Raw genomic sequence first — 21,383 nt, forward strand, 5'->3', positions numbered from 1 at the left:
TGGCGTGGATCTACCGCTCTGGTAGGTGCCGACCGTTGGTCGGCACGATCCCTCCGTGGTGGGTAGAGCCGGCCGCTGGCCGGCTGCGCCTTTCTGCTTTCTGTAGAGCCGAGCCATGCTCGGCTGCGTTCCGCACTTCAAAAGCCAGCCGACCAGCAGTCGGCTCTACCACTCGGTGCCCGGCCACCCGTCGGCATCCATCCACGCATGGCGTGGATCTACCGCTCTGGTAGGTGCCGACCGTTGGTCGGCACGATCCCTCCGTGGTGGGTAGAGCCGGCCGCTCGCCGGCTGCGCCTTTCTGCTTTGCGCCTTCTGTAGAGCCGAGCCAAGCTCGGCTGCGTTCCACACAGTCGAGCATGGCTCGACTCTACAAAAGCACCGTTACGAAGAAGGGCGGCCTCGTGGCCGCCCTCCAGAAGCAAGCCGACTGACAGTCGGCTCTACCATCAGCCAGCCGACCAACCGTCGGCGCTATCGTCGGCTTTACCGCTCGGTGGCCGACTCGACCACCATGTCCAGCACGTAGGCCTGCGAGGGGGCGTCGGCCGGCGGGTTCTTCACCGCGAAGCGCTTCACGCGCACCACGTTGCGCACGCCGTCTTCGTGGGTATAGCCCTCGATGGTGCCGTAGAAGTTCTCGAACTTGCCGGGCTCGCCCTGCTTCAGGCCCTTGTCGTCGAACTTCACTTCACGCACCTGCAGGCACTGGTAGTCCGGAATCAGCGGGTGCGAGCACTTCTCGGTCTTCGCGGCCACTTCCAGGAACACGGTTTCGCCCGGGCCACCGAAGCGGGTTTCGGCGGTGGGTTCCGGCGCGAACACCAGCACGTCGCCCTTGGCGGTGGTCAGGGTCAGCGTGCCGTCGGCATCCTGCGCGGTCTTCAACTCGCCCTGCAGGCGGCTGGAGACCGCTTCGTCCAGCGCCATCAGCGCCTTGTCGGTGCAGGCCATCATGGTCGATGCCATCGCGCCCACCTTCAGCGTGCCGTTCTCCAGCGTGTAGCCACCGCCCAGGCGGTTGCAGGTGTTGCTCACCGACAGGCGGCCGTCGGCGAAGTCCAGGGTGACCGGCTTGTCATCGCGGGCAAACAGCGCATCAATGCGCTTGCCGTCGGCCGCGGTGGCCTGCTTCAGCAACCAGTGCTGGCTCTGCAGGCGCTGCGCATCCAGATGCGCCAGCGTCTGCTGGTCCGCCGCCCTGGTCGCGGCCGGAGCCACGTCGTCGCCGCCGGTGCCGGCGGGGGCAGGGGTCTGGCTGCACGCGGCCAGCAGGGCCAGCGGGAGGAGCAGGGTGAGCTTGCGGTTCATGGTGATGAGTCTCCTTGAGGAACCAGGGAAAACGGACCGGCGCCGGCGATGGGGTTGCCCGGCGCCGGCGCTGTTCAGCTACCGGCAGGCAACCAGAGCAGCAGTGCAGCGCCCAGGGCGATGCGGTAGACGGCGAACGCGGTGAATCTGTGCGACTTGATGTAGCCCATCAGCCACTTCACTACGACGAAGCCGGTGATGGCGGCGGCAACGAAGGCCACGCCGACGTCGGTCCAGTTCTCGCTGGCCAGGTTTCCTTCCTTGGCCAGTTCCAGGAAGGTGTAGGCACTGGCGGCGAACATGGTGGGAATACCCAGCAGGAACACGAACTCGGCGGCCGCCGCGCGGCGGCTCAGGCCCAGCAGCATGGCCAGGAAGATCGCCGAGGCCGAACGCGAGGTACCCGGGAACACGCCGGCCACCACCTGCGCCAGGCCCACGCCGATCGCCACGGTCCAGGTCACCTGGTCACGGTCGGGCAGGCGGGCGGTATAGGCCTCCACCAGCAGCATCCAGACGCCGCCGATGATCAGCGCCCAGGCCACCGGGCCCACGGTCTCCGGCAGCGACCAGCCGGCCTTGCGCACCACCAGGCCGACCACTGCGGTCACCAGGAACGCCGCGCCCAGCTTGAACACGTACTCGCGGTTCTCGCGCTGGCCGAAGCCGGTGGCCAGCTGCAGCAGGCGCTGGCGGAACACCAGCACCACGGCCAGGATCGCGCCGGCCTGGATGATGATGTTGAAGAAGTCCGAGCGCGCGCCCAGCCAGTGCTGGGCGATCAGCAGGTGGCCGGTGCTGGAGATCGGCAGGAATTCGGTGAGGCCTTCGAGGATGCCCAGCAACAGGGCGGAGAGCAGATCGGACATGGGTGGAATGGGCGCCGGCAGCGGAAGGAAGAAGGTCGAGAGGATAGACGATCCCTGCCGCACCAAACGGGTGCGCTGGGGCGTGCATGCACCCCTTTGGTGCGCACTGGCCCGCACCGCGCCGGGGCGTGCTGTTTGAAATCAACAACTTGCGGGCGCGGAAAAGTTGGCACGGTCATTGCTCCACCTCAGTAGGCATTCATCCCCATCCGAGGTCGTACCGATGTCCGTGGAAACCGTTGAGAAGCTGATCAAGGACAACCAGATCGAGTTCGTCGATCTGCGTTTCGTGGATATGCGTGGCGTCGAACAGCACGTCACCTTCCCGGTCAGCATCATCGAACCGTCGCTGTTCGAAGAAGGCAAGATGTTCGACGGCAGCTCCATCGCCGGCTGGAAGGGCATCAACGAATCGGACATGGTCCTGCTGCCGGACCCGGCCAGCGCCTATGTCGATCCGTTCTACGCCGATCCGACCATCGTGATCAGCTGCGACATCCTCGACCCGGCCACCATGCAGCCGTACGGCCGCTGCCCGCGCGGCATCGCCAAGCGCGCCGAGGCCTACCTGAAGTCCTCCGGCATCGCCGAAACCGCGTTCTTCGGCCCGGAGCCGGAATTCTTCATCTTCGATTCGGTCCGTTTCGCCAATGAAATGGGCAACACCTTCTTCAAGGTCGACTCGGAAGAAGCGGCCTGGAACAGCGGCGCCAAGTACGACGGCGCCAACAGCGGCTACCGTCCCGGCGTGAAGGGCGGTTACTTCCCCGTTCCGCCGACCGACACCCTGCACGACCTGCGCGCTGAAATGTGCAAGACGCTGGAACAGGTCGGCATCGAAGTGGAAGTGCAGCACCACGAAGTGGCCACTGCCGGCCAGTGCGAGATCGGCACCAAGTTCAGCACCCTGGTGCAGAAGGCCGACGAACTGCTGCGCATGAAGTACGTCATCAAGAACGTGGCCCACCGCAACGGCAAGACCGTCACCTTCATGCCCAAGCCGATCGTCGGCGACAACGGCAGCGGCATGCACGTGCACCAGTCGCTGTCCAAGGGCGGCACCAACCTGTTCTCCGGCGACGGCTACGGCGGCCTGAGCCAGCTGGCGCTGTGGTACATCGGCGGCATCTTCAAGCACGCCAAGGCCATCAACGCCTTCGCCAACTCGGGCACCAACAGCTACAAGCGCCTGGTGCCGGGCTTCGAAGCCCCGGTGATGCTGGCCTACTCGGCCCGCAACCGTTCGGCCTCGTGCCGCATTCCGTGGGTGTCCAACCCGAAGGCGCGCCGCATCGAAATGCGCTTCCCCGATCCGATCCAGTCGGGCTACCTGACCTTCACCGCGCTGATGATGGCCGGCCTGGACGGCATCAAGAACCAGATCGACCCGGGCGCACCGAGCGACAAGGACCTGTACGACCTGCCGCCGGAAGAAGAGAAGCTGATCCCGCAGGTCTGCTCCTCGCTGGACCAGGCCCTGGAAGCGCTGGACAAGGACCGCGAGTTCCTCAAGGCCGGCGGCGTGATGAGCGATGACTTCATCGACGGCTACATCGCGCTGAAGATGCAGGAAGTGACCAAGTTCCGCGCGGCCACCCACCCGCTGGAATACCAGCTGTACTACGCCAACTGATCGGGCGGCGATGGCGGTGGGACCTCCCTCCCACCCGCCGCCATCGCCTCCGTTCGTCGCGGCTGGGGAGCCGCATGGCGGGCCCAGGCCCGTCGTGGTAGAGCGGACCGTTGGTCCGCTGCAACAGGGGCAAGAGAGACCGGATACGCGACATGGGCCGCCCTCCCTCCCGCGTCGGTCGTGCAAGGAGAGAGGCACGGCCGTCCCGGCCCATTGCGTGTCCGGTGCAACAGCCATGGCCATCACCACGATGGCCCATGGTTGCCTGATGCCATCGCGCCGCTGCGCGGTGGCCCCATCCACCATCGGGACATGCGCATGAAACTGATCTCCGCCATCATCCGGCCGTTCAAGCTCGACGAGGTCCGCGAGGCCCTCTCCGACGCGGGCGTGTCGGGCATCACCGTGACCGAAGTGAAAGGTTTCGGTCGCCAGAAGGGCCACACCGAGCTGTATCGCGGTGCCGAGTACGTCGTCGATTTCCTGCCCAAGATCAAGATCGAAACCGTGGTGACCGACGAGCGTGCCGACGCGGTGATCGAAGCGATCCAGTCGTCTGCAGGCACCGGCAAGATCGGCGACGGCAAGATCTTCGTCACTGCCGTCGAGCAGGTCATCCGCATCCGCACCGGCGAAATCGGTGCCGACGCGCTGTAACCCCTTCCGGAGACTCCCCCAATGAAGATGCGCCTTCTCACCGGGTGGCAAGCCCGGTTCCATCTCGTGTGCCTGTTGATGCTGCTCAGCGCGCTCGCCGCCGGTGCGTGGCCGGGCACTGCCCACGCCCAGGCCGAGGTTTCACCGCTGCCCAGCGAAACCGTCGCGGTCGAGCCGCTGCAGGCCCCGGTTGCCGCCGCGCCCGCCGCCGCTGAAGCCGCCGCCCCTGCCTTCGACCATGGCGACGTGGCCTGGATGCTCACCTCCACCCTGCTGGTGCTGCTGATGGTGGTGCCCGGCCTGGCCCTGTTCTACGGCGGCCTGGTGCGTTCGAAGAACGTGCTGTCGGTGCTCAGCCAGATCCTGGTGGTGTTCTCGCTGGTGCTGCTGCTGTGGGTGTCCTACGGCTACAGCGCGGTGTTCAGCGCCGGCAATCCGTTCTTCGGTTCGTTCACCGAGTTCGCCTTCCTGAAGGGCTTCACCCCCGATTCGGTCGGCAACACGCCCATCAAGGGCCTGCCGGATTACCTGTTCGTTGCGTTCCAGTCGACCTTCGCCGGCATCACCACCGCGCTGATCGTCGGCGCCTTCGCCGAACGCATCAAGTTCCGCGCGGTGCTGCTGTTCTCGGCGCTGTGGTTCACCCTCAGCTACATCCCGATGGCACACATCGTCTGGGGTGGCGGCTACCTGGGTGAGATGGGCGCGATCGATTTCGCCGGTGGCACCGTGGTGCACATCAACGCGGGCGTGGCCGGCCTGGTCGGTGCCTGGTTCCTGGGCAAGCGCCTGGGCTATGGCCAGACCGCGCTGAAGCCGCACAACGTGCCGTTCACCTACATCGGCGCGATGCTGCTGTGGGTGGGCTGGTTCGGCTTCAACGCCGGCTCGGCCGCAGCGGCCGACACCGTTGCCTCGCTGGCCTTCCTCAACACCGTGCTGGCCACTGCCGCAGCGGTGCTGGGCTGGACCCTCACCGAAGCGATCACCAAGGGCAAGCCGTCGGCCCTGGGTGCCGCCTCGGGTGCGGTGGCCGGCCTGGTCGGCATCACCCCGGCCTGCGGCACCGTGGGCCCGCTGGGTGCCATCATCATTGGCTTCGTCGCCGGTGTGGTCTGCGTGTGGGGTGTCACTGGCCTGAAGCGCCTGCTGAAGGTGGACGACACCGCCGACGTGTTCGGCGTGCACGGCGTCGGCGGCATCGTCGGTGCCATCCTCACCGGTGTGTTCAGCGCGCAGTCGCTGGGCGGCACCAAGGCTGATCTGGATATCGGCCATCAGGTGTGGGTGCAGGTGGTCAGCGTCGGCCTCACCGTGGTGTGGTCGGCGGTGGTGACGGCGGCCATCCTGCTGCTGGTGAAGGTGGTGGTGGGCCTGCGCGTGACCGAAGAGGCCGAGCGTACCGGCCTGGATGTCACCTCGCACGGCGAATCGGCCTACGAGGCCTGAGGTAACAGCGGGCAGCCTTCTGCCCTGGTGGCTGCCATGAGCCCTGGTGGGTGCCGACCGTTGGTCGGCACTCCCCTCGGCCCTCTGTTCTGGTGGGTGCCATGAGTTCCGGTGGGTGCCGACCGTTGGTCGGCACTGCAGCCCTCCAGCCACGCATGGCGTGGCTCTACTGCATCCTTCATGGCCGGCACCGCCCTCCGCCATGGTGGGTACCGACCGTTGGTCGGTACCGCGGCATGCATCCTCGCGCCTGATCGCGCACAATCGGGCACATGCACCCGATCCGCACGTCCCTGATGCTCTCGGCCTGCCTGCTGCTGGCTGCCTGTGCTTCCACCCCCCAGGCGCCGCGCAATCCGCTGGCCACCTGGGTTCCGTCGCCGAACCAGAACGCACGCGATCCGGTGGTCATCGTCATCCACCACACCGAACAGGATTCGGTGCAGCAGAGCCTGCACACGCTGCGCACCGCCAACAGTGGCGGCCGGGTCAGCGCGCACTACCTCATCGGTGCCGACGGCCACCGCTACCAGCTGGTCAGCGACGAGCGCCGCGCCTGGCATGCCGGCGCCGGCCGCTGGGGCACCATCACCGATCTCAACTCGGCTTCCATCGGCATCGAGCTGGACAACAACGGCAGCACGCCGTTCCCGCCCGCGCAGATCGCCTCGCTGATCCTGCTGCTGCGTGACCTCACCGAGCGCCTGAACATCCCGCCGCGGCAGGTGATCGGCCACGCCGATCTGGCGCCGACGCGCAAGGCCGATCCCAGCCGCTTCTTCCCGTGGCAGCAGTTGGCGCAGGCCGGTTTCGGCGTGTGGCCGCGCGCCAGCGATGGCCCCGCACCGGAAGGTTTCGACGCCTGGAACGCGATGGCCCGCTTCGGCTACCCGCTGGAGGATCGCGAGGCGGCCGTCGCGGCGTTCCATCGCCGCTTCCGCGGCAGCGACGACCTGCCGAAGACACTGGACGCCGAAGACGCACGCATCCTGCATTCGTTGCTGCTGCAGACGCCGTAGCCGGTAGCGCCGGGCCATGCCCGGCGAGCGCGCAGCGCGGGATCCGCTTTCCACCGGGCATGGCCCGGCGCTGCCAAAGGTTGCCCCGCCACCATCGGCCCCACTACATTGCGACGATGATCACTGTTCCGTCGTCGCCGCGCGCGCTCCTCACCCTCCTGGCCGTTGCCCTGCTGGCCGGCTGCGCCACCACCGGCACCCGCCCCGATGCAAAAGCCACGGCCAAACCCGCTGCTGCCACCTACGCCAAGGTGGACTGGAAGGCGCTGCCGGCGGTTTCCGATACCGACCTGCTGGCCGGCTTCAGTGCCTGGCGCAGCAGCTGCACGCGGCTGAAGAACGATGCGGTCTGGGCCGGGCCCTGCGCGACCGCGGCTACGGTGTCCGACCAGGACCCGGCGGCGATCCGCCAGTTCCTGCAGCGCGACCTCGAGGTGTACGCACTGCGCGCCGGTGGCCATCAGGCTGATGGCCTGATCACCGGCTACTACGAACCCATCTATCCCGGCAGCCTCACCCGCACGGCCACCGCGACGGTGCCGGTGTACGGCACGCCCGATGACCTGGTGGTGGTGCAGCTGGACAGCCTCTACCCCGAGCTGAAGGGCAAGCGCCTGCGCGGCCGCCTCGACGGCAAGGTGCTCAAGCCGTACGACGACGCCGGCACCATCGCCAGCAAGGGTTCCAAAGCGCCCGTGCTGGCCTGGCTGACCGACCCGATGGACCTGCAGCTGCTGCAGATCCAGGGCTCGGGCCGCGTGCGCCTGGCCGATGGCACCCAGGTGCGGCTGGCCTATGCCGAGCAGAACGGCCACCCCTACCGCGCCATCGGCCGCTGGCTGGTGGACCAGGGCGAGCTGAAGAAGGAAGACGTCACCATGGACGCGATCCGCGCCTGGGCGAAGGCGCACCCTGCGCGCGTGCCGGAGCTGCTGCGCAGCAATCCCAGCTACGTGTTCTTCGTGCGCAGCGCCGACAGCCCGGAAGGCCCGCGTGGTTCGCTGAACGTGCCGCTCACCGCCGGCTACAGCGTGGCCGTGGACCGCAGCGTGGTGCCGCTGGGCAGCCTGCTGTGGCTGTCCACCACGCGCCCGGACGGCAGCCCGGTGGTGCGCCCGGTGGCCGCGCAGGACACCGGCGGTGCCATCGCTGGCGAAGTGCGCGCCGACCTGTACTGGGGCAGTGGCGACGCCGCCGGCAAGCTGGCCGGTGACATGAAGCAGAAGGGCAACCTCTGGATGCTGTGGCCGAAGGGCACCTCCCTGCCGAACTGAACCAGAAGGGGTCGGATCACTTTACAGAGGAAAGGGCTCTGACCCCGGATGCCTGATAATGGCGCCATTCCGAACTCTCCGGCCGCCGCTGCGGCCAGGACCCCTGCAATGAAGAACGTCAAAAGCAACAACGCGAAGAAGTACTACAAGCACTGGGCCGAATCGGGCCTGGGCAAGGGCAACGTGCTGATGGAAGCCCGCGGCGAGAAGATCGTGCGCCAGGTGGAGATCTACGGCACCAAGCTGGTCTGGGCCGACGAGCACGGCCAGAGCGACGACCGTTTCCTGCTGGCCGACCAGCCGGTGTCGTTCCTGGATTTCGACGAGGACGACGAAATCTCCGCGCGCGAGTTTGAAAGCGCCTGGAAGAAGGCCAGGGAAGCCACCGGCTACCCGGTGTAAGCCGCCGCTCCACCCCGCTTTTGTAGAGTCGAGCTTGCTCGACTGCTTCACCTCGTAGAGTCGAGCTTGCTCGACTGCTCCCGGCAACGGCAGTCGAGCAAGCTCGACTCTACGGGTCTCGTGCGTGAAATGTTATATGATTACATTTCATCCGCGCCCTTCCATCCCCATGAAGACCTCCACGCTGGTGGCCGCCCTCGCGACCGCCCCGTTCGCCCCTGAAGCCTTCGCACAGTCCGCCGATGCCGCGCTCACCCTCGGCAAGGTGCAGGTGCACCAGCATGGCGAAGGCCAGTTGAGCGCCCACCAGGTCCTGACCTCGGTGGACGAGCTGGGCGCGGACCAGATCGAAGACCGCAATGTCTCGCACAGCTGGGAGCTGCTGGGGCAGATGCCCGGCATCCAGCTCACCGAAACGCGGCAGGGTGCCGAATCGGGCAAGGTCAGCTTCCGCGCCTTCAACGGCGAGGGCTACCTCAACGCCATCAAGACCCTCATCGACGGCATCCCCAGCAACGTCAACAGCGGCAACCAGCGCTTCATCGACATGCTGTTCCCGCTGGAAATCAGCTACATCGAAGTGGTGCGCGGGACCAACGATCCGCGCTACGGGCTGCACAACATCGGCGGCAACGTGAACTTCGGTACGCGCCAGGGCGGCAACTACACCGATGCGCGGCTGGCCTACGGCAGCTACAACACCCGCGATGCGCAGCTGGCAGTGGGCCGCGAAGCGGATGGCTTCGCGCAGAACTACTTCGTCGGCACCCAGGCCAGCGATGGCTACCGCGACCACGACACCTCGAAGAAGTACTCGCTGGGCGGCAAATGGTTCTACGGCTCGCTGGACGAAGGTCTGCGCGTGGGCCTGACCGCGCGCGCGTACCACCACGAAGCCGACGAACCCGGTTTCATGACCGCTGACGAACTGCACGCGCATCGCCGTGGCAGCGACCTGCGCAACGGCAACGATGGCGATGACCGCGACATGCAGCAGATCGCCGCGCACGTGGACCTGAAGCTGTCCGACGCGCTCACCTTCGGCACGCGGCTGTACTACAACCGCTACGAAGACGACCGCCGCGTGACCTTCAGCGACCTGCCCACCGGCAACCTGCCGCGCCAGCGCCGCGTCTGGGATGAACGCCAGACCGGTCTGCTCAGCACGCTTACGTGGCAGGCCAGCTCCGCGCTTACCGTCGAAGGCGGCCTGAACTACGAGCAGCAGGACAACGGCTATATCCGCGAGCGCTACGCCTACGCCGAACCCACCGATTTCAGCCAGGCACCGGCGCGCGTGCAGAACGACGACCGCCACAGCTTCGATAACTGGGGTGCCTACGTGCAGGCCATCTACCAGCCGGCCGAGGCATGGAAGATCGTGCCGGCCTACCGCGTGGACCGCTTCAGTGGCAGCACGCACCTGATGAACGGCGTCAGCGGCCGCCTGCAGGACTACGGCACCATCGGCCAGCCGAAGCTGAGCGTCATCCACAGCCTGGGCGACACCACCCACGTCTACGCCAACTGGGGCCGCACCTTCCAGGTGCTCACCGGCTCCACCGCACCGGCCTACCTCACGCCGGGGCAGGCGCCGGTGCAGCCGTCCACCAACACCGGCATGGAGCTGGGCCTGAAGTTCCAGCCCTTCCATGGCAGCCAGGCGCGCCTGGCGGTGTGGCAGCAGGACGCGGAAAACGAGGTGTCCAACATGCCGGCCACCGGCACCACGGTCACCCTGGGCAAGACCCGCCGCCGCGGCGTGGATGCGCAGCTGAGCCTGCAGTTGGGCGACGACTGGACGGTGTGGGCCTCGCACGCCTACCAGGAAGCGAAGATCACCCGCGACGACCGCGACGCCGCCCTTTCGCTGCAGGGCAGGGAAGTGGCCGCCACCCCGCGCCACATCAGCAACCTCGGTGTGGACTATCGCGCCAGCGACGCGTTGCGCCTGGGCCTGCAGGCACGCGCGCAGGGCGATTACTACCTGGAAGAGCGCAACGAGGCCGGCAGGTTCGGTGGCTTCGCCGTGCTCGACCTCAGCGCCGCGTACCAGATCACCCCGCGCTGGAGCGTGGACGTGCAGCTGAAGAACGTCACCGGCCGCGAGTACGCCTACGCGTGGTACGACAGCTTCTTCTGGGACAGCGCCCGCCCGATGTTCTCGCCCGCCCCGGGCCGCAGCGTGTTCGTCGGCCTGAACATGAAGCTGTAACCGGAATGGGGTCAGATCCCTTTCCCGACGGAAAGGGATCCGACCCCGGACCCCGCAGCGCAAGGGGTCAGAGCCCTTTCCTGACGGAAAGGGATCCGACCCCGGACCCCGGTTTTGCACTACATTGGTGCAATGTCCGACCCCGCACCCCCGCCATCCCTCGATGCCCTCGGCACGCCGCTGGCCTGGGCCGGGGCCGATGGCCGCATCATCGGCTGCAATCCGGCCTTCGCCCGCTGGCTGGGCGTGAGCGTCCGCCGCCTGATCGGCCAGCCGCTGGCCGCGCTGGAAGTGCAGGGCGAGGCGCTGGCCCATTTCCTGGCCCGTGACGAGCGCGACAGCCTGCGGCTCAACCGCCTGGCGCTGGCCCTGCCAGGCGAGGGCGCACGTTTTGCCGAGGGCTGGATGAGCCGCCGCGACGATGGCGGCTGGCTGCTCGAAGCCCATCCGGTTGACGAGTTTCCCGGGCTCGACCCGACCCAGGCCCTGCCCAGCGCGCTCAGTGCCGCGCTGAAGGGCCTGGCGCACGAGCTGCGCAACCCGCTGGCCGGGTTGAAGGGCGCGGCGCAGCTGCTGGCCCGCCGTGCCGCCCAGCGCGATGCCAGCGAGCGCGAACTGATCGAGCTGATCGGTTCGGAGATCGAGCGCCTCAACGGCCTGCTCGACCAGCTGCTGTCGCCGGCACCGGCCGCGCCGCATGCACCGCTGAACATCCACGCCTCGCTGGAACGCGTGCTGCGCCTGGCCGAAAGCGAGGCTGGCTGGGCCGTGCGCCTGCAGCGCGACTACGACCCCAGCATTCCCGAATTCGATGGCGATGCCGACCGCCTCACCCAGGCGGTGTGGAACCTGGTGCGCAACGCCATCCAGGCCGGCGCCGGGGTCATCACCCTGCGCACGCGCGTCGAGCACGGCGTGCGCATCGCCGAACAGCTGCACACGCTGGCCCTGCGCCTGGAAATCGCCGATGACGGCCGTGGCGTGCCTGAGGAGCTGGCCGAGCACCTGTTCCTGCCGCTGGTCAGTGGCCGCGCCGAAGGCACCGGCCTGGGCCTGGCACTGGCCCAGCAGGTCGCGCGCGAACACCGCGGCACGCTCACCTACCGCTCGCGCCCGGGCCATACCGTGTTCACCCTGCTGCTGCCGATCGGCAACGGCGCCGCCCCGGCCGAGGAGGCCCCGCGCGATGTCTGATTCCCCCACCACCGCGCAGCGCATCTGGGTGGTCGACGATGACCGCGCCGTGCGCTTCGTGCTGTGCACCGCGCTGCGCGAGGCGGGCTACCAGGTCGTCGATTTCGACAGCGCCGCCCCTGCGCTGAAGGCCCTCAACGAAGGCCCGGCGCCGGCGCTGCTGTTCACCGACGTGCGCATGCCTGGCGACGATGGCCTGGTGCTGCTGGACAAGCTGAAGGCCGCGCTGCCGCAGTTGCCGGTGGTGGTGATGTCGGCCTACACCGATGTGGCCAGCACGGCCGGCGCGTTCCGCGGCGGCGCCCACGAATTCCTGTCCAAGCCCTTCGATCTGGATGATGCGGTGGCCCTGGCCCAGCGCGTGCTGCCTGCCGTGGCACCGGCACTGGCCGCGCCCACGCCGGTGGCCGATGCGCCCAGCGACCAGCCACCGCAGCTGGTGGGCGATACGCCGCCGATGCGCGCGCTGTTCCGCGCCATCGGGCGCCTGGCGCAGGCGCCGCTGGCGGTGCTCATCACCGGCGAAACCGGCACCGGCAAGGAACTGGTCGCCAATGCCCTGCACCGCGAATCACCGCGCGCACAGGGACCATTCGTTGCGCTCAACACCGCCGCCATTCCGGCCGAACTGCTGGAAAGCGAACTGTTCGGCCACGAGGCCGGCGCCTTCACCGGTGCGCAGCGCCGCCACATCGGCCGCTTCGAGCAGGCCAACGGCGGCACGCTGTTCCTTGATGAGATCGGCGACATGCCGCTGCCGCTGCAGACCCGCCTGCTGCGCGTGCTGGCCCAGGGCGAATTCTTCCGCGTTGGTGGCCGTGAGCTGATCCACGTGGACGTGCGCGTGGTGGCTGCCACCCACCAGGACCTGGAAGGGCTGGTTGCGCAGGGGAAATTCCGTGCCGACCTGTTGCACCGCCTGGACGTGGTGCGCCTGCAGCTGCCGCCACTGCGCGAGCGCCGCGAGGACATCGCGCAGCTGGCCACCACCTTCCTGGCGGCCGCCGCGCACAAGCTCGACACGCCGCCCAAGCGGCTCACTGCTGCCGCCCTGCAGGCGCTGCGCGAGCACGACTGGCCCGGCAACGTGCGCGAACTGGAGAACGTCTGCTGGCGCATGGCGGCACTTGCCGCCGCCGACACCATCGGCGTGGCCGACGTCGATACCGCGCTGAACCGCACGCGCAGCCGCCGTGGCAGTGCCGCAGGCGCCGACCCGGGGCAGTGGGAAACGCTGCTGTCCGAATGGGCGCGGCGGCAGCTGGCCGAGGGCGCTGAAGGCCTGCACGCGCAGGTGCGCGAACGGGTGGACCACGCCTTGCTGGAGGCAGCGCTGCAGATTACCCATGGCCGCCGCGCCGAAGCCGCCGCGCGGCTCGGCCTGGGCCGCAATACGCTCACCCGCAAGCTGGGCGCGGGCCGCCGCCGCGGGAGCCATTGAACGGCCCGTGCACACGGTCCTCGCGCCCGCTTGCCGAACTGTTGATCCGCCATGGACGATGCCGTCCGTAGTGTTCCCTGCAAGGAGTTCCTGATGCGCCTGTCACCTGCCATCCTGCCGCTGTCCGCCGCCGTGCTGCTGTCTGCCTGTGGCAGCGCGCCGCAGAAGTCGCAGCCCACCCCGCCGCCGGTGGTCACCACGCCCGTGGCCCAGCTGGCCGAAGCGAACCTGGCGCCGGCCTCGGCCAGCATCGTCAGTGGCCGCCTGGTGCTGAAGACCGAAAGCGGTGGCGTGCACCTGACCGGCCTGGTCGGTGGCCTGCAGCCGATGCAGCAGGCCGGCTTCCACATCCACGAACGCGGTGACTGCAGCGCGGTGGATGCCAGCAGCGCCGGCAACCACTTCAATCCCGCTGGCAGCGCGCACGGCCGCGCCGGCAGCGGCAAGCACCACCTGGGCGACATCGACAGCCTGCAGGCCGATGCCCAGGGCCGCGCGAATATCGATGTGCACCTGAAGGGCGTTACCCTTGGGGGAGGCGCCGCCACCGATATCGCCGGACGTGCACTGGTCGTGCATGCCAACGCCGATGACTATCGCAGCCAGCCCGCCGGCAATGCCGGCGTCCGCATCGCCTGCGGTGTGATCCGGGTTACCCGCTGATCGCCACGGGCTTCATTCCAAGGAGAGTTCCATGCGTCTGATCCATACCTCGCTGTTCGCGGCCATCGCCGCCCTGGGCCTGGCGGCCTGCAACCAGCAGCCGGCCGCCCCGGAAGCCGAAGCGCCGGCCACCACTCCGGCCGAAGGCTCGGCAGCACCGGCTGATCCGGCCGCTGCACCGGCTACCGAAGCTGCACCGGCCACCGATGCCACGGCCACGGCCGAACTGGCACCGACCCAGGGCAACGAGACCAAGGGCAGCGTCACCTTCAAGGTGGTCGACGGCAAGGTGCACGTGACTGGCCAGATCAGCGGCCTGAAGCCGGGCAGCGAGCACGGCTTCCACATCCACGAGAAGGGCGACTGCAGCGCGCCGGACGGCATGAGCGCCGGCGGCCACTTCAACCCGGGCAAGCAGGACCACGGCAATGTATCGGCCGACCCGCACCACGGCGGCGACATGCCCAACATCAAGGCCGACGACAAGGGCGTGGCCACCATCGACGGCCCGGTCTCGAGCAACGTCAACATCGGCAAGGGTGATGACTTCGACATCATCGGCCGCGGCCTGATCGTCCACGCCGACGCGGACGACTACAAGACCCAGCCGACCGGCAACGCCGGCGCGCGCCTGGCCTGCGCGGTCATCCAGAAGGCCCCGTAAGGAACAATCGCTTCCTGTAGAGCCGAGCCCATGCTCGGCTGCTCTACAGGCGGCCTGAGCCGAGCATGGGCTCGGCTCTACAACTACCCGCACGGGCGTTGTGGATCAGCGCGCCAGCAGCTCGCGCGCGTCCTGCCCGGCCTCGCAGTGCACGAACAGGACCGGCACGCCGTGTGCTTCCAGCACCGCGGCCATCTGCCGCTGGCGCATCAGGAACTGCTCGTAGATGCCCTGCAGGCGGTCGCAGTCGCCCTTGCTGTGGTTGTAGTACGCGCACCAGCCGGCCGGATCGAACAGCGCCATGCGCGCCTCGCCCTGCGTATAGCGCAGCAGCGGCTCGGGTGCGTTCTCCAGCCACTCGTCCTGGCCCGGGGCCAGGATCGCGGTCTCGATCAGCGGCCACAGCGCGGCCAGGCCCTGGTTGTCGTACTGCATCGACATCATCGCGGCCAGGTCGTTCACGGTGAAGTAGCGCGCGTGCTCGATGCGGGCACCGAAGCTGTTCTGCGCCATCAGCGCGGTATCGGCGTGTGCCATGCCGTTAGCCAGCAGCACGTCTTCCAGGGCATCGGCCACGGCCGCGGTGGTGGCCACGTCGCTGCCGGTCAGCAGGAAGGGCACCACGCGCAGGCCACCGCCCACCAGCGTTGCATCGGCCTGGAACGGCAGCGGCACCTCACCATCGGCGCCGGCACCAAAGGCCAGCAGGCGCGGGCCCTGGCTGCGGCCCGGGGCACGCATCTGCAGCTCTTCCAGGCGGCGGTGGATCGGCCAGCCCGGGCGCAGGATTTCAGCGGGGTCGAAATGGGCGGCGGCGAACACCAGGTCCAGCTCGGCCACCTGCGGCACCAGCTTGGCCAGGTCACGGCCGATACGGTCGGCCAGTTCACCGGCCTGGTCGGCGCTGAGCACCGCCTGGCGGGGGATTTCGCCGTTGGCCAGTTCCAGGGCCAGCACGCCAAGGGCATTCATCGCGGGGTCGGGTTTGCTCATGGTTCCACGGTTGGCCCATCACAGGGCGGCAGCTACACTTGGCGCCATTATGCCTGCTCCGTCGTGCAGGCCATGTTGCAGACACCCTCATCCATGCCAGGTATCTCCATGCCCAACGCTCGTCCCGTCGCCATCCTCGGTGGCGTCCGCATTCCGTTCTGCCGCCAGAACACCGCGTATTCGGATGTCGGCAACCTCGGCATGTCGGTGCGGACACTGGGCGCGCTGGTCGAACGCTTCGGCCTGCACGGCCAGCAGCTCGGCGAAGTGGCGATGGGTGCGGTCATCAAGCATTCCAGCGACTGGAACCTGGGCCGTGAGGCCACGCTGTCCTCCGGCCTGTCGCCGTTGACCCCCGGCATCACCCTGCAGCGCGCCTGCGGCACCTCGCTGGACAGCATCATCACCGTGGCCAACAAGATCGCCCTGGGGCAGATCGAATCGGGCATCGGTGGTGGTTCGGACACCACGTCCGACGTGCCGATCGTCTACGGCAAGAAGCTGCGCGCGCGCCTGCTGGCCGCCAACCGTGCCAAGAGCACCGGCGACAAGATCCGCGCGCTCACTGCCGGCTTCAAGTTCTCCGAGCTCAAGCCCGAGTTCCCCGGCGTGGCCGAGCCGCGCACCGGCAAGAGCATGGGCGACCATTGCGAGGACATGGCCAAGGAATGGAACATCTCGCGCGATTCGCAGGACGAATGGGCGGTGTCCTCGCACAAGAAGCTGGCCGCCGCCTACGAGCGCGGCTTCTTCAACGACCTGATCGCCCCGTTCCGCGGCGTCGAGCGTGACAACATCCTGCGCGCGGACACCTCGCTGGAAAAGCTGGCCACGCTGAAGCCGGCCTTCGACAAGGTCTCCGGCCGTGGCACCCTCACCGCCGCCAATTCCACCCCGCTCACCGATGGTGCCGCGGCGGTGCTGCTGGCCAGCGAGGAATGGGCCCGCGCGCACGGCCACGAACCGCAGGCCTACCTGCGCGATGCCCATGTATCGGCAGTGGATTTCGTGCACGGCGAAGGCCTGCTGATGGCGCCGACCGTGGCCGTGCCGGAGATGCTCAAGCGCAACGGCCTGACCCTGCAGGACTTCGACATCTACGAGATCCACGAAGCCTTCGCCGCGCAGGTGCTGTGCACCCTGCGTGCGTGGGAGAGCGAGGATTACTGCCGCAACCGCCTGGGCCTGGATGCACCGATGGGCCGCATCGACCCGGACAAGATCAACCTGCTGGGTTCGTCGCTGGCCACCGGCCACCCGTTCGCCGCCACCGGCGCACGCGTGATCGCCACGGCGGCCAAGCAGCTGGCCGAACGCGGCGGTGGCCGCGCGCTGGTGTCGATCTGCACCGCCGGCGGCATGGGCGTGGTGGCGATCGTCGAACGTTGATTACCGCTGCTCTGGTGGGTGCCGACCGTTGGTCGGCACACCTCAGCCATGGTCACGGCACCCGCGGGTTGCCAAACTCGTCGCGGACCTCGTTGGCGTCGTACACCGGCGGCTGCACCGTGAGCGGCTGCTCTTCCACCGTGCTGCGCGGCGCGGCATCACCCGCATGCACCAGCGCCACGCTGTCCTCGCCACGCTGCAGGCGCAGCGCATTGGCCAGGCACTGCGCGGCCAGCGCGTGTTCGCCGCGCTGCGCAAACGCTTCACCCAGGGCCTCCCACGCCGGCGCACCGGCACCGGCGGCAATGGCTTCGTGCAGGAACGCATCGGCTGCGTCCCATTGCTGCTGCGCCAGGGCGATACGACCCTGCGCCAGCCGCAGCGCGGCCGAATGCTCATGCACGTTGCGCCAGCGCGCCAGATTGGCCTGGCGGGTGGCCAGCCGCTCGGCAGGCAGGCGGCCATACAGCGCAACCAGTTCGTCGTCCCAGCGATGGTCCAGCGCCTGCTCCAGCGCCAGCAGCGCCGGCTCATCCCAATCCAGCGCCACCGCGCGGGTGGCATAGGCCGCCACCACGTCCGGGGTCGGCCGCAGCGCTTTCGGCGTGGCTTCCCACTGCGCGGCCAGCGCGTTCACATCGCCAGCCTCCAGCAGGGCCTGCGCGGCCAGGCGGGCTTCCAGTTCGCTGCTGGCGTCGGCCGGCAGCACCTTGCTCTGCCGCAGCGCGCCCAGCTGGCCGTAGGCCTCGTGCGCGCGCCCGGCCTGCGCCAGCGCTTCGGTGCGCAGCCACAGGCCACGCGGCGGCAGCGGCTGGATCGCCGCCACGTCCAGCACGTTGATCGCATCCACCGGCAGGTCGCGGGCCAACAGCTGCTCGGCGCGCAGCAGCGCATGCAGCGTGGCATCGCTTTCACCCAGGCGTTGCAGCAGCGCCTCGCCGGATGCGGCATCGGAACGCGACTGCGCGCTCCGCACCGCATTGGCCAGCGCCACCGCACTCACTTCCGGGTCGGCGGCCGCGCCATCCAGCAGCTTTTCCGCACGCTGCCACTGGCCGTGTTCGTAAGCCTGCAGGCCGTCGATCAGGCGCACGCGGCCCTGCTTGCGGCGGTAGCGGCCCCAGGCGCGGAACGGTGCCGCCACCAGGCTCCACAGCAGCCACAGCACCAGCACGCCGATCACCGACAGCAGGGCCACCTTGGGCAGGTTGCTGTGGTAGTCGTAGCCGCCGTAGCGCAGGGTCACTTCGCCGTAGCGGTTCAGGTCATCGGTGCCAAGCCATTGCGCGGCCACCACGCCGATGGCCACGGCCAGCAGCAGTACGACCAGGGATTGCAGGGGTTTCATCGGGCGTTACCTCCGGTCGGTCTGGGAGCGCAGTTGTTGCAGGGTGCTGCCAAGCACGCTGCTTTCGGCCTGCAGCGGGGCCTTGCGCAAGGCCTGAAGTTCAGCATGTTGTGCGCGCAGGCCCGGTGAATCCGGCCAGCGGCGCTGCGCCCAGTGGGCCACGCGGTTCAGCGCGGCATCACGGCCGCTGCGGTCGCCACGCTCGATGGCCGCACGGGCCAGTGTCAGTTCCAACTGCAGCGCGTCATCGGCAGCGGCGCGCTCGGCCTGGGTCAGCGGGCCGTTCAAGCGGCTGGGGGTGATGTCCACGAAGGGCGCCAGCGCGGATTGCCACCACGGCTTGGCAGCCGCCTCGGCCGGCGAGGGCGGCAGTTCGGAGGGCAGCCCCTGCAGCGCCTGGGCGACCGCATCCAGCCGGTGCAGCGCCTGCACGCGCGGGCCACGGCCCAGCGCATCCAGCGCGTCGCGTTCCTGCACCAGCGCCTGGCGCAGATTCAGCCCGTCGTTGTCGGGCAGGTCGGCCAGCGCGGTGGCGGCCTGCGCATACAGGCGGCGCGCACCCTCCACATCGTCGGCAAAGGCCAGCCGTTGCGCGGCCTGGGTCAGCAGCAGCTCGGCCTCGTCGCGCTGCACGGCCTGGCGGCCCTGGTTGGCGCTCTCGGCCAGCCGGCCCAGGTTCTCTTCCAGCAGTGCGCTGCGCTGGGACAGGCCCAGCATTTCATCGCGCAGCACGCGGTTGGTGGCCGCCGCATCCTGCAGCCGCTGGCTGGTCGCGCGCTGGTCGCGGCGCAGTGCCTCGACGGTGGCCTGCAGCCCGGCCAGCCGCACGGCCGTGGTCTGCACCTGCGCTGCCCGGTCACTCTGCTGTTGCTGCCAGTAGTGCCAGCCGGCATAGCCACCGGCGCCCAGCACCACCAGCCCGGCAAGCGGCAGCAGCCAGCGCAGGGTGCGGCGGGAGGGGGCAGGTGGCGGGGTGTCGTTCATCGGGCTTCCTTGTCGGCGGCGTCGCCGGCGGGGAACCGGCAGGCAGCGTTGTGCACAGCATCACCGTTGGCGATGACCCCGGCAAGCGTGCGCCGGGTGCCTGTTCAGGTCGCTGCCGGGGCAGTGAGCGCGGCGTGTGCGGCCGCCGCCATCTGGGCCACGGTGGGCCCTTCGCTGCGCACCACGCGGAGCAGTCCCAGCGCCTGAGCCTGTTCGGCCAGGCGCGCACTGGCGGCCAGCACGATGGCGTCGGTGCGCAGGCGCTGCTGCCAACCGGGGGACAACTGCTGCCATAACCGCTGCAGCGCTTCACCGCTGCTCACCGCCAGCAGCCACGGCGTGCCCGAATGGGCCAATCGCGACAGTTTTCGCCGCGGCACCACCAGTGGCAGCCGCTGGTAGACGTCGGCGCGAAGGATTCGCGCGCCGGCCGCCTCCAGCTGCGCGGCAATCAGGCCACGGCCGCCCGGCGCGGTCACCAGGCCGATGTCCATGCCGCGCACCTCGGCCAGCACCGGCAGGCCCAGCAGGCCTTCGCTGTCCATCCGCTGCGGTGCGTGCACCTCGCTGATGCCCTGTGCGTGCAGGGCGCGCGCGGTGCCTTCGCCCACGGTCAGCCACGGGCTGCGCTGGGCCGCAGGCAGCTGCTGCAGCGCCGCAGCGGCTTCGACCGCCGCCGGGCTGGTGAATACCACCCGTGCGCAGGCCAGTGCGCGGTTCAGCCGCTGTTCGACCGCCGGACCCTGCAACCGCTGCAGCCGCCACGGCGACAATGCCACGGTCGCCCCGCCCAGCTTGGCCGCAGCCCGCCTCAGCCCGGCATGCTGCCCCTGCGGGCGCAGCGAGATCAGGGTCCAGCCAGTGGGTATCGTATGGTCGGCCATTGACGTCATTATGCGGGCCCTTCGTTGTCGTGGTTGCTGCTCGATGTCCGCTGATGCCCTGACCTCCTCGCTGGCCGCCCTGCAGGACGTGCTTGACTGCATGCCGGCGGTCCGTGCGATGCAGATCCGCCTGGACGGCTATGCCGACGGCGTGCTGCGCATCACCGCGCCGCTGGTGGCCAACGTCAACGACAAGGGCAACGCCTTCGGTGGCAGCCTGGCCTCGGTGCTCACCCTGTCCGGCTGGGCGCTGGTCAGCCTGCGCCTGCGCCTGGCCGGGCACGACGCCGAGGTCTACGTGGCCGACAGCAACCTGCGCTACCTGGCGCCGGTCTACGAAGACCTGCACGCCCACGCCGAAACCGCCGAAGCCAGCAGCTGGGACACCTTCCTGGCCACCTTCCGCCAGCGCGGCAAGGCCCGCATCAGCATCGTCGCCCGCCAGCCGGGGGCCGATGGCCGCTCTGCCGCCGAGCTGAGCGGTCGCTTCGTTGCCTTCGCCAAAGGGTAGGATGGCAGGCTGACGTCCTGGGGAAACCACCGATGCGCCGCCTGATCCAGATCCTGTTGTGCTCCCTGCTGCTGGTCAGCGCCGTGGCCAGTGCCGCTGCCGACGACCTCACCCGCAAGCAGCGCAAGCTGCTGGAAGAGACCCAGATCGCCTACGGCGCAACCATCCGCTGGGGCAGCATGGACGATGCCATTGCCTACCTGGACCCGGAGCTGCGCAAGGAAAAGCCGCCCACCGAGTTCGAGCTCAACCGCTACGCCCAGCTGCGCGTGTCCTCCTACCGCGAGCGCAGCAGCGCCTCGCTGGACGGCGGCCAGGTCGAGCGCCGGGTCGAAATCGGGGTGATCAACCAGAACACCCAGGCCGAGCGCACCGTGGTGGTGGTCGAGCGCTGGCGCTGGGATCCGGACGCCAAGCGCTGGTGGCAGGCCGCCGGCCTACCGGACCTGTGGCAGGGGCAGTGACCGGCCCGCTGTGGCTTGT

The 21,383-nt window shown here is 68.8% G+C and carries 20 protein-coding genes; 14 read left to right on the forward strand and 6 right to left on the reverse strand.

Annotated features, from left to right (window positions below):
* Positions 1–486 precede the first annotated feature (486 nt).
* Together QMZ26_RS06435 and QMZ26_RS06440 are read right to left on the reverse strand one after the other, a co-directional pair.
* Complete coding sequence (locus QMZ26_RS06435; protein WP_200734515.1) at positions 487–1,311, reverse strand: META and DUF4377 domain-containing protein; 825 nt, start codon at positions 1,309–1,311, stop codon at positions 487–489.
* A gap of 74 nt (positions 1,312–1,385) precedes the next feature.
* Entirely contained in the window at positions 1,386–2,180 is a 795-nt protein-coding gene (locus QMZ26_RS06440; RefSeq protein ID WP_164074323.1) for an undecaprenyl-diphosphate phosphatase, read from the reverse strand.
* Positions 2,181–2,403: 223 nt separating this feature from the next.
* On the opposite strand from QMZ26_RS06440, the gene glnA reads away from it, so the two are divergent.
* The 11 genes from glnA (at position 2,404) to QMZ26_RS06495 (ending at position 14,791) form a co-directional block, all read left to right on the forward strand.
* On the forward strand, positions 2,404–3,813 hold the full coding sequence (gene glnA, locus QMZ26_RS06445; RefSeq protein WP_200734514.1) for a type I glutamate--ammonia ligase: 1,410 nt from the start codon (positions 2,404–2,406) through the stop codon (positions 3,811–3,813).
* Between the two features lie 318 nt (positions 3,814–4,131).
* Positions 4,132–4,470: a P-II family nitrogen regulator gene (locus QMZ26_RS06450; RefSeq protein WP_004134334.1), complete on the forward strand. Its 339-nt coding sequence runs from the start codon at positions 4,132–4,134 to the stop codon at positions 4,468–4,470.
* A 21-nt stretch (positions 4,471–4,491) separates the two neighbouring features.
* Entirely contained in the window at positions 4,492–5,919 is a 1,428-nt protein-coding gene (amt, locus tag QMZ26_RS06455) for an ammonium transporter (protein WP_283220938.1), read from the forward strand.
* 272 nt (positions 5,920–6,191) lie between these two features.
* Positions 6,192–6,938 (forward strand): N-acetylmuramoyl-L-alanine amidase, encoded by a 747-nt coding sequence (locus QMZ26_RS06460; protein ID WP_283220939.1) that lies wholly within the window; start codon positions 6,192–6,194, stop codon positions 6,936–6,938.
* A gap of 116 nt (positions 6,939–7,054) precedes the next feature.
* Complete coding sequence (locus QMZ26_RS06465; protein ID WP_283220940.1) at positions 7,055–8,212, forward strand: MltA domain-containing protein; 1,158 nt, start codon at positions 7,055–7,057, stop codon at positions 8,210–8,212.
* 108 nt (positions 8,213–8,320) lie between these two features.
* Positions 8,321–8,614, forward strand: coding sequence for a hypothetical protein (locus tag QMZ26_RS06470; RefSeq protein ID WP_200734351.1), 294 nt, complete (start codon positions 8,321–8,323; stop codon positions 8,612–8,614).
* A gap of 169 nt (positions 8,615–8,783) precedes the next feature.
* A complete protein-coding gene (locus QMZ26_RS06475) occupies positions 8,784–10,829 on the forward strand; it encodes a TonB-dependent receptor (RefSeq protein WP_283220941.1) in 2,046 nt (681 codons plus the stop codon).
* Between the two features lie 132 nt (positions 10,830–10,961).
* A complete protein-coding gene (locus QMZ26_RS06480; RefSeq protein ID WP_004153540.1) occupies positions 10,962–12,023 on the forward strand; it encodes an ATP-binding protein in 1,062 nt (353 codons plus the stop codon).
* The gene (gene ntrC, locus QMZ26_RS06485; RefSeq protein ID WP_283220942.1) at positions 12,016–13,464 is read left to right on the forward strand and encodes a nitrogen regulation protein NR(I); all 1,449 of its coding nucleotides are present in this window, start codon (positions 12,016–12,018) and stop codon (positions 13,462–13,464) included. The genes QMZ26_RS06480 and ntrC overlap by 8 nt, the downstream gene beginning before the upstream one ends.
* 93 nt (positions 13,465–13,557) lie before the next feature.
* Positions 13,558–14,127 (forward strand): superoxide dismutase family protein, encoded by a 570-nt coding sequence (locus QMZ26_RS06490; RefSeq protein ID WP_283220943.1) that lies wholly within the window; start codon positions 13,558–13,560, stop codon positions 14,125–14,127.
* Positions 14,128–14,158: 31 nt separating this feature from the next.
* On the forward strand, positions 14,159–14,791 hold the full coding sequence (locus QMZ26_RS06495; protein WP_108745663.1) for a superoxide dismutase family protein: 633 nt from the start codon (positions 14,159–14,161) through the stop codon (positions 14,789–14,791).
* A 105-nt stretch (positions 14,792–14,896) separates the two neighbouring features.
* Here the strand turns inward: QMZ26_RS06495 and QMZ26_RS06500 are convergent, their stop codons facing one another.
* Positions 14,897–15,784 carry a hypothetical protein gene (locus QMZ26_RS06500; RefSeq protein WP_200734346.1) on the reverse strand — a complete coding sequence of 296 codons (888 nt, stop codon included), beginning with the start codon at positions 15,782–15,784 and terminating at the stop codon, positions 14,897–14,899.
* Between the two features lie 93 nt (positions 15,785–15,877).
* On the opposite strand from QMZ26_RS06500, the gene QMZ26_RS06505 reads away from it, so the two are divergent.
* Positions 15,878–17,173, forward strand: coding sequence for an acetyl-CoA C-acetyltransferase (locus tag QMZ26_RS06505; protein ID WP_152027154.1), 1,296 nt, complete (start codon positions 15,878–15,880; stop codon positions 17,171–17,173).
* A 52-nt stretch (positions 17,174–17,225) separates the two neighbouring features.
* Here QMZ26_RS06505 and QMZ26_RS06510 read toward each other — a convergent pair whose 3' ends face one another.
* The 3 genes from QMZ26_RS06510 to QMZ26_RS06520 all read right to left on the reverse strand — a co-directional run bounded on the left by QMZ26_RS06510 (position 17,226) and on the right by QMZ26_RS06520 (position 20,398).
* On the reverse strand, positions 17,226–18,521 hold the full coding sequence (locus QMZ26_RS06510) for a heme biosynthesis HemY N-terminal domain-containing protein (protein WP_283220944.1): 1,296 nt from the start codon (positions 18,519–18,521) through the stop codon (positions 17,226–17,228).
* A 6-nt stretch (positions 18,522–18,527) separates the two neighbouring features.
* Positions 18,528–19,505: a uroporphyrinogen-III C-methyltransferase gene (locus QMZ26_RS06515; RefSeq protein ID WP_283220945.1), complete on the reverse strand. Its 978-nt coding sequence runs from the start codon at positions 19,503–19,505 to the stop codon at positions 18,528–18,530.
* A gap of 104 nt (positions 19,506–19,609) precedes the next feature.
* Positions 19,610–20,398 carry a uroporphyrinogen-III synthase gene (locus QMZ26_RS06520; RefSeq protein ID WP_283220946.1) on the reverse strand — a complete coding sequence of 263 codons (789 nt, stop codon included), beginning with the start codon at positions 20,396–20,398 and terminating at the stop codon, positions 19,610–19,612.
* 34 nt (positions 20,399–20,432) lie between these two features.
* Between QMZ26_RS06520 and QMZ26_RS06525 the strand changes: the two genes are divergently transcribed.
* Both QMZ26_RS06525 and QMZ26_RS06530 read left to right on the forward strand, forming a co-directional pair.
* Complete coding sequence (locus QMZ26_RS06525) at positions 20,433–20,900, forward strand: YiiD C-terminal domain-containing protein (protein ID WP_079224696.1); 468 nt, start codon at positions 20,433–20,435, stop codon at positions 20,898–20,900.
* 32 nt (positions 20,901–20,932) lie between these two features.
* Positions 20,933–21,364 carry a hypothetical protein gene (locus tag QMZ26_RS06530; protein ID WP_079224697.1) on the forward strand — a complete coding sequence of 144 codons (432 nt, stop codon included), beginning with the start codon at positions 20,933–20,935 and terminating at the stop codon, positions 21,362–21,364.
* The last annotated feature ends 19 nt before the right edge of the window (positions 21,365–21,383 follow it).

The sequence above is a fragment of the Stenotrophomonas sp. PFBMAA-4 genome, assembly GCF_030053215.1.
In the GTDB taxonomy this organism is placed as follows: Bacteria; Pseudomonadota; Gammaproteobacteria; order Xanthomonadales; family Xanthomonadaceae; genus Stenotrophomonas.

Bases quoted from the DNA above. Each gene is read 5' to 3' on its own strand.
- QMZ26_RS06435 (WP_200734515.1), bottom strand. From the start codon at position 1,311: ATGAACCGCAAGCTCACCCTGCTCCTCCCGCTGGCCCTGCTGGCCGCG.
- QMZ26_RS06440 (WP_164074323.1), bottom strand. From the start codon at position 2,180: ATGTCCGATCTGCTCTCCGCCCTGTTGCTGGGCATCCTCGAAGGCCTC.
- glnA (WP_200734514.1), top strand. From the start codon at position 2,404: ATGTCCGTGGAAACCGTTGAGAAGCTGATCAAGGACAACCAGATCGAG.
- QMZ26_RS06450 (WP_004134334.1), top strand. From the start codon at position 4,132: ATGAAACTGATCTCCGCCATCATCCGGCCGTTCAAGCTCGACGAGGTC.
- amt (WP_283220938.1), top strand. From the start codon at position 4,492: ATGAAGATGCGCCTTCTCACCGGGTGGCAAGCCCGGTTCCATCTCGTG.
- QMZ26_RS06460 (WP_283220939.1), top strand. From the start codon at position 6,192: ATGCACCCGATCCGCACGTCCCTGATGCTCTCGGCCTGCCTGCTGCTG.
- QMZ26_RS06465 (WP_283220940.1), top strand. From the start codon at position 7,055: ATGATCACTGTTCCGTCGTCGCCGCGCGCGCTCCTCACCCTCCTGGCC.
- QMZ26_RS06470 (WP_200734351.1), top strand. From the start codon at position 8,321: ATGAAGAACGTCAAAAGCAACAACGCGAAGAAGTACTACAAGCACTGG.
- QMZ26_RS06475 (WP_283220941.1), top strand. From the start codon at position 8,784: ATGAAGACCTCCACGCTGGTGGCCGCCCTCGCGACCGCCCCGTTCGCC.
- QMZ26_RS06480 (WP_004153540.1), top strand. From the start codon at position 10,962: ATGTCCGACCCCGCACCCCCGCCATCCCTCGATGCCCTCGGCACGCCG.
- ntrC (WP_283220942.1), top strand. From the start codon at position 12,016: ATGTCTGATTCCCCCACCACCGCGCAGCGCATCTGGGTGGTCGACGAT.
- QMZ26_RS06490 (WP_283220943.1), top strand. From the start codon at position 13,558: ATGCGCCTGTCACCTGCCATCCTGCCGCTGTCCGCCGCCGTGCTGCTG.
- QMZ26_RS06495 (WP_108745663.1), top strand. From the start codon at position 14,159: ATGCGTCTGATCCATACCTCGCTGTTCGCGGCCATCGCCGCCCTGGGC.
- QMZ26_RS06500 (WP_200734346.1), bottom strand. From the start codon at position 15,784: ATGAGCAAACCCGACCCCGCGATGAATGCCCTTGGCGTGCTGGCCCTG.
- QMZ26_RS06505 (WP_152027154.1), top strand. From the start codon at position 15,878: ATGCCAGGTATCTCCATGCCCAACGCTCGTCCCGTCGCCATCCTCGGT.
- QMZ26_RS06510 (WP_283220944.1), bottom strand. From the start codon at position 18,521: ATGAAACCCCTGCAATCCCTGGTCGTACTGCTGCTGGCCGTGGCCATC.
- QMZ26_RS06515 (WP_283220945.1), bottom strand. From the start codon at position 19,505: ATGAACGACACCCCGCCACCTGCCCCCTCCCGCCGCACCCTGCGCTGG.
- QMZ26_RS06520 (WP_283220946.1), bottom strand. From the start codon at position 20,398: ATGACGTCAATGGCCGACCATACGATACCCACTGGCTGGACCCTGATC.
- QMZ26_RS06525 (WP_079224696.1), top strand. From the start codon at position 20,433: ATGTCCGCTGATGCCCTGACCTCCTCGCTGGCCGCCCTGCAGGACGTG.
- QMZ26_RS06530 (WP_079224697.1), top strand. From the start codon at position 20,933: ATGCGCCGCCTGATCCAGATCCTGTTGTGCTCCCTGCTGCTGGTCAGC.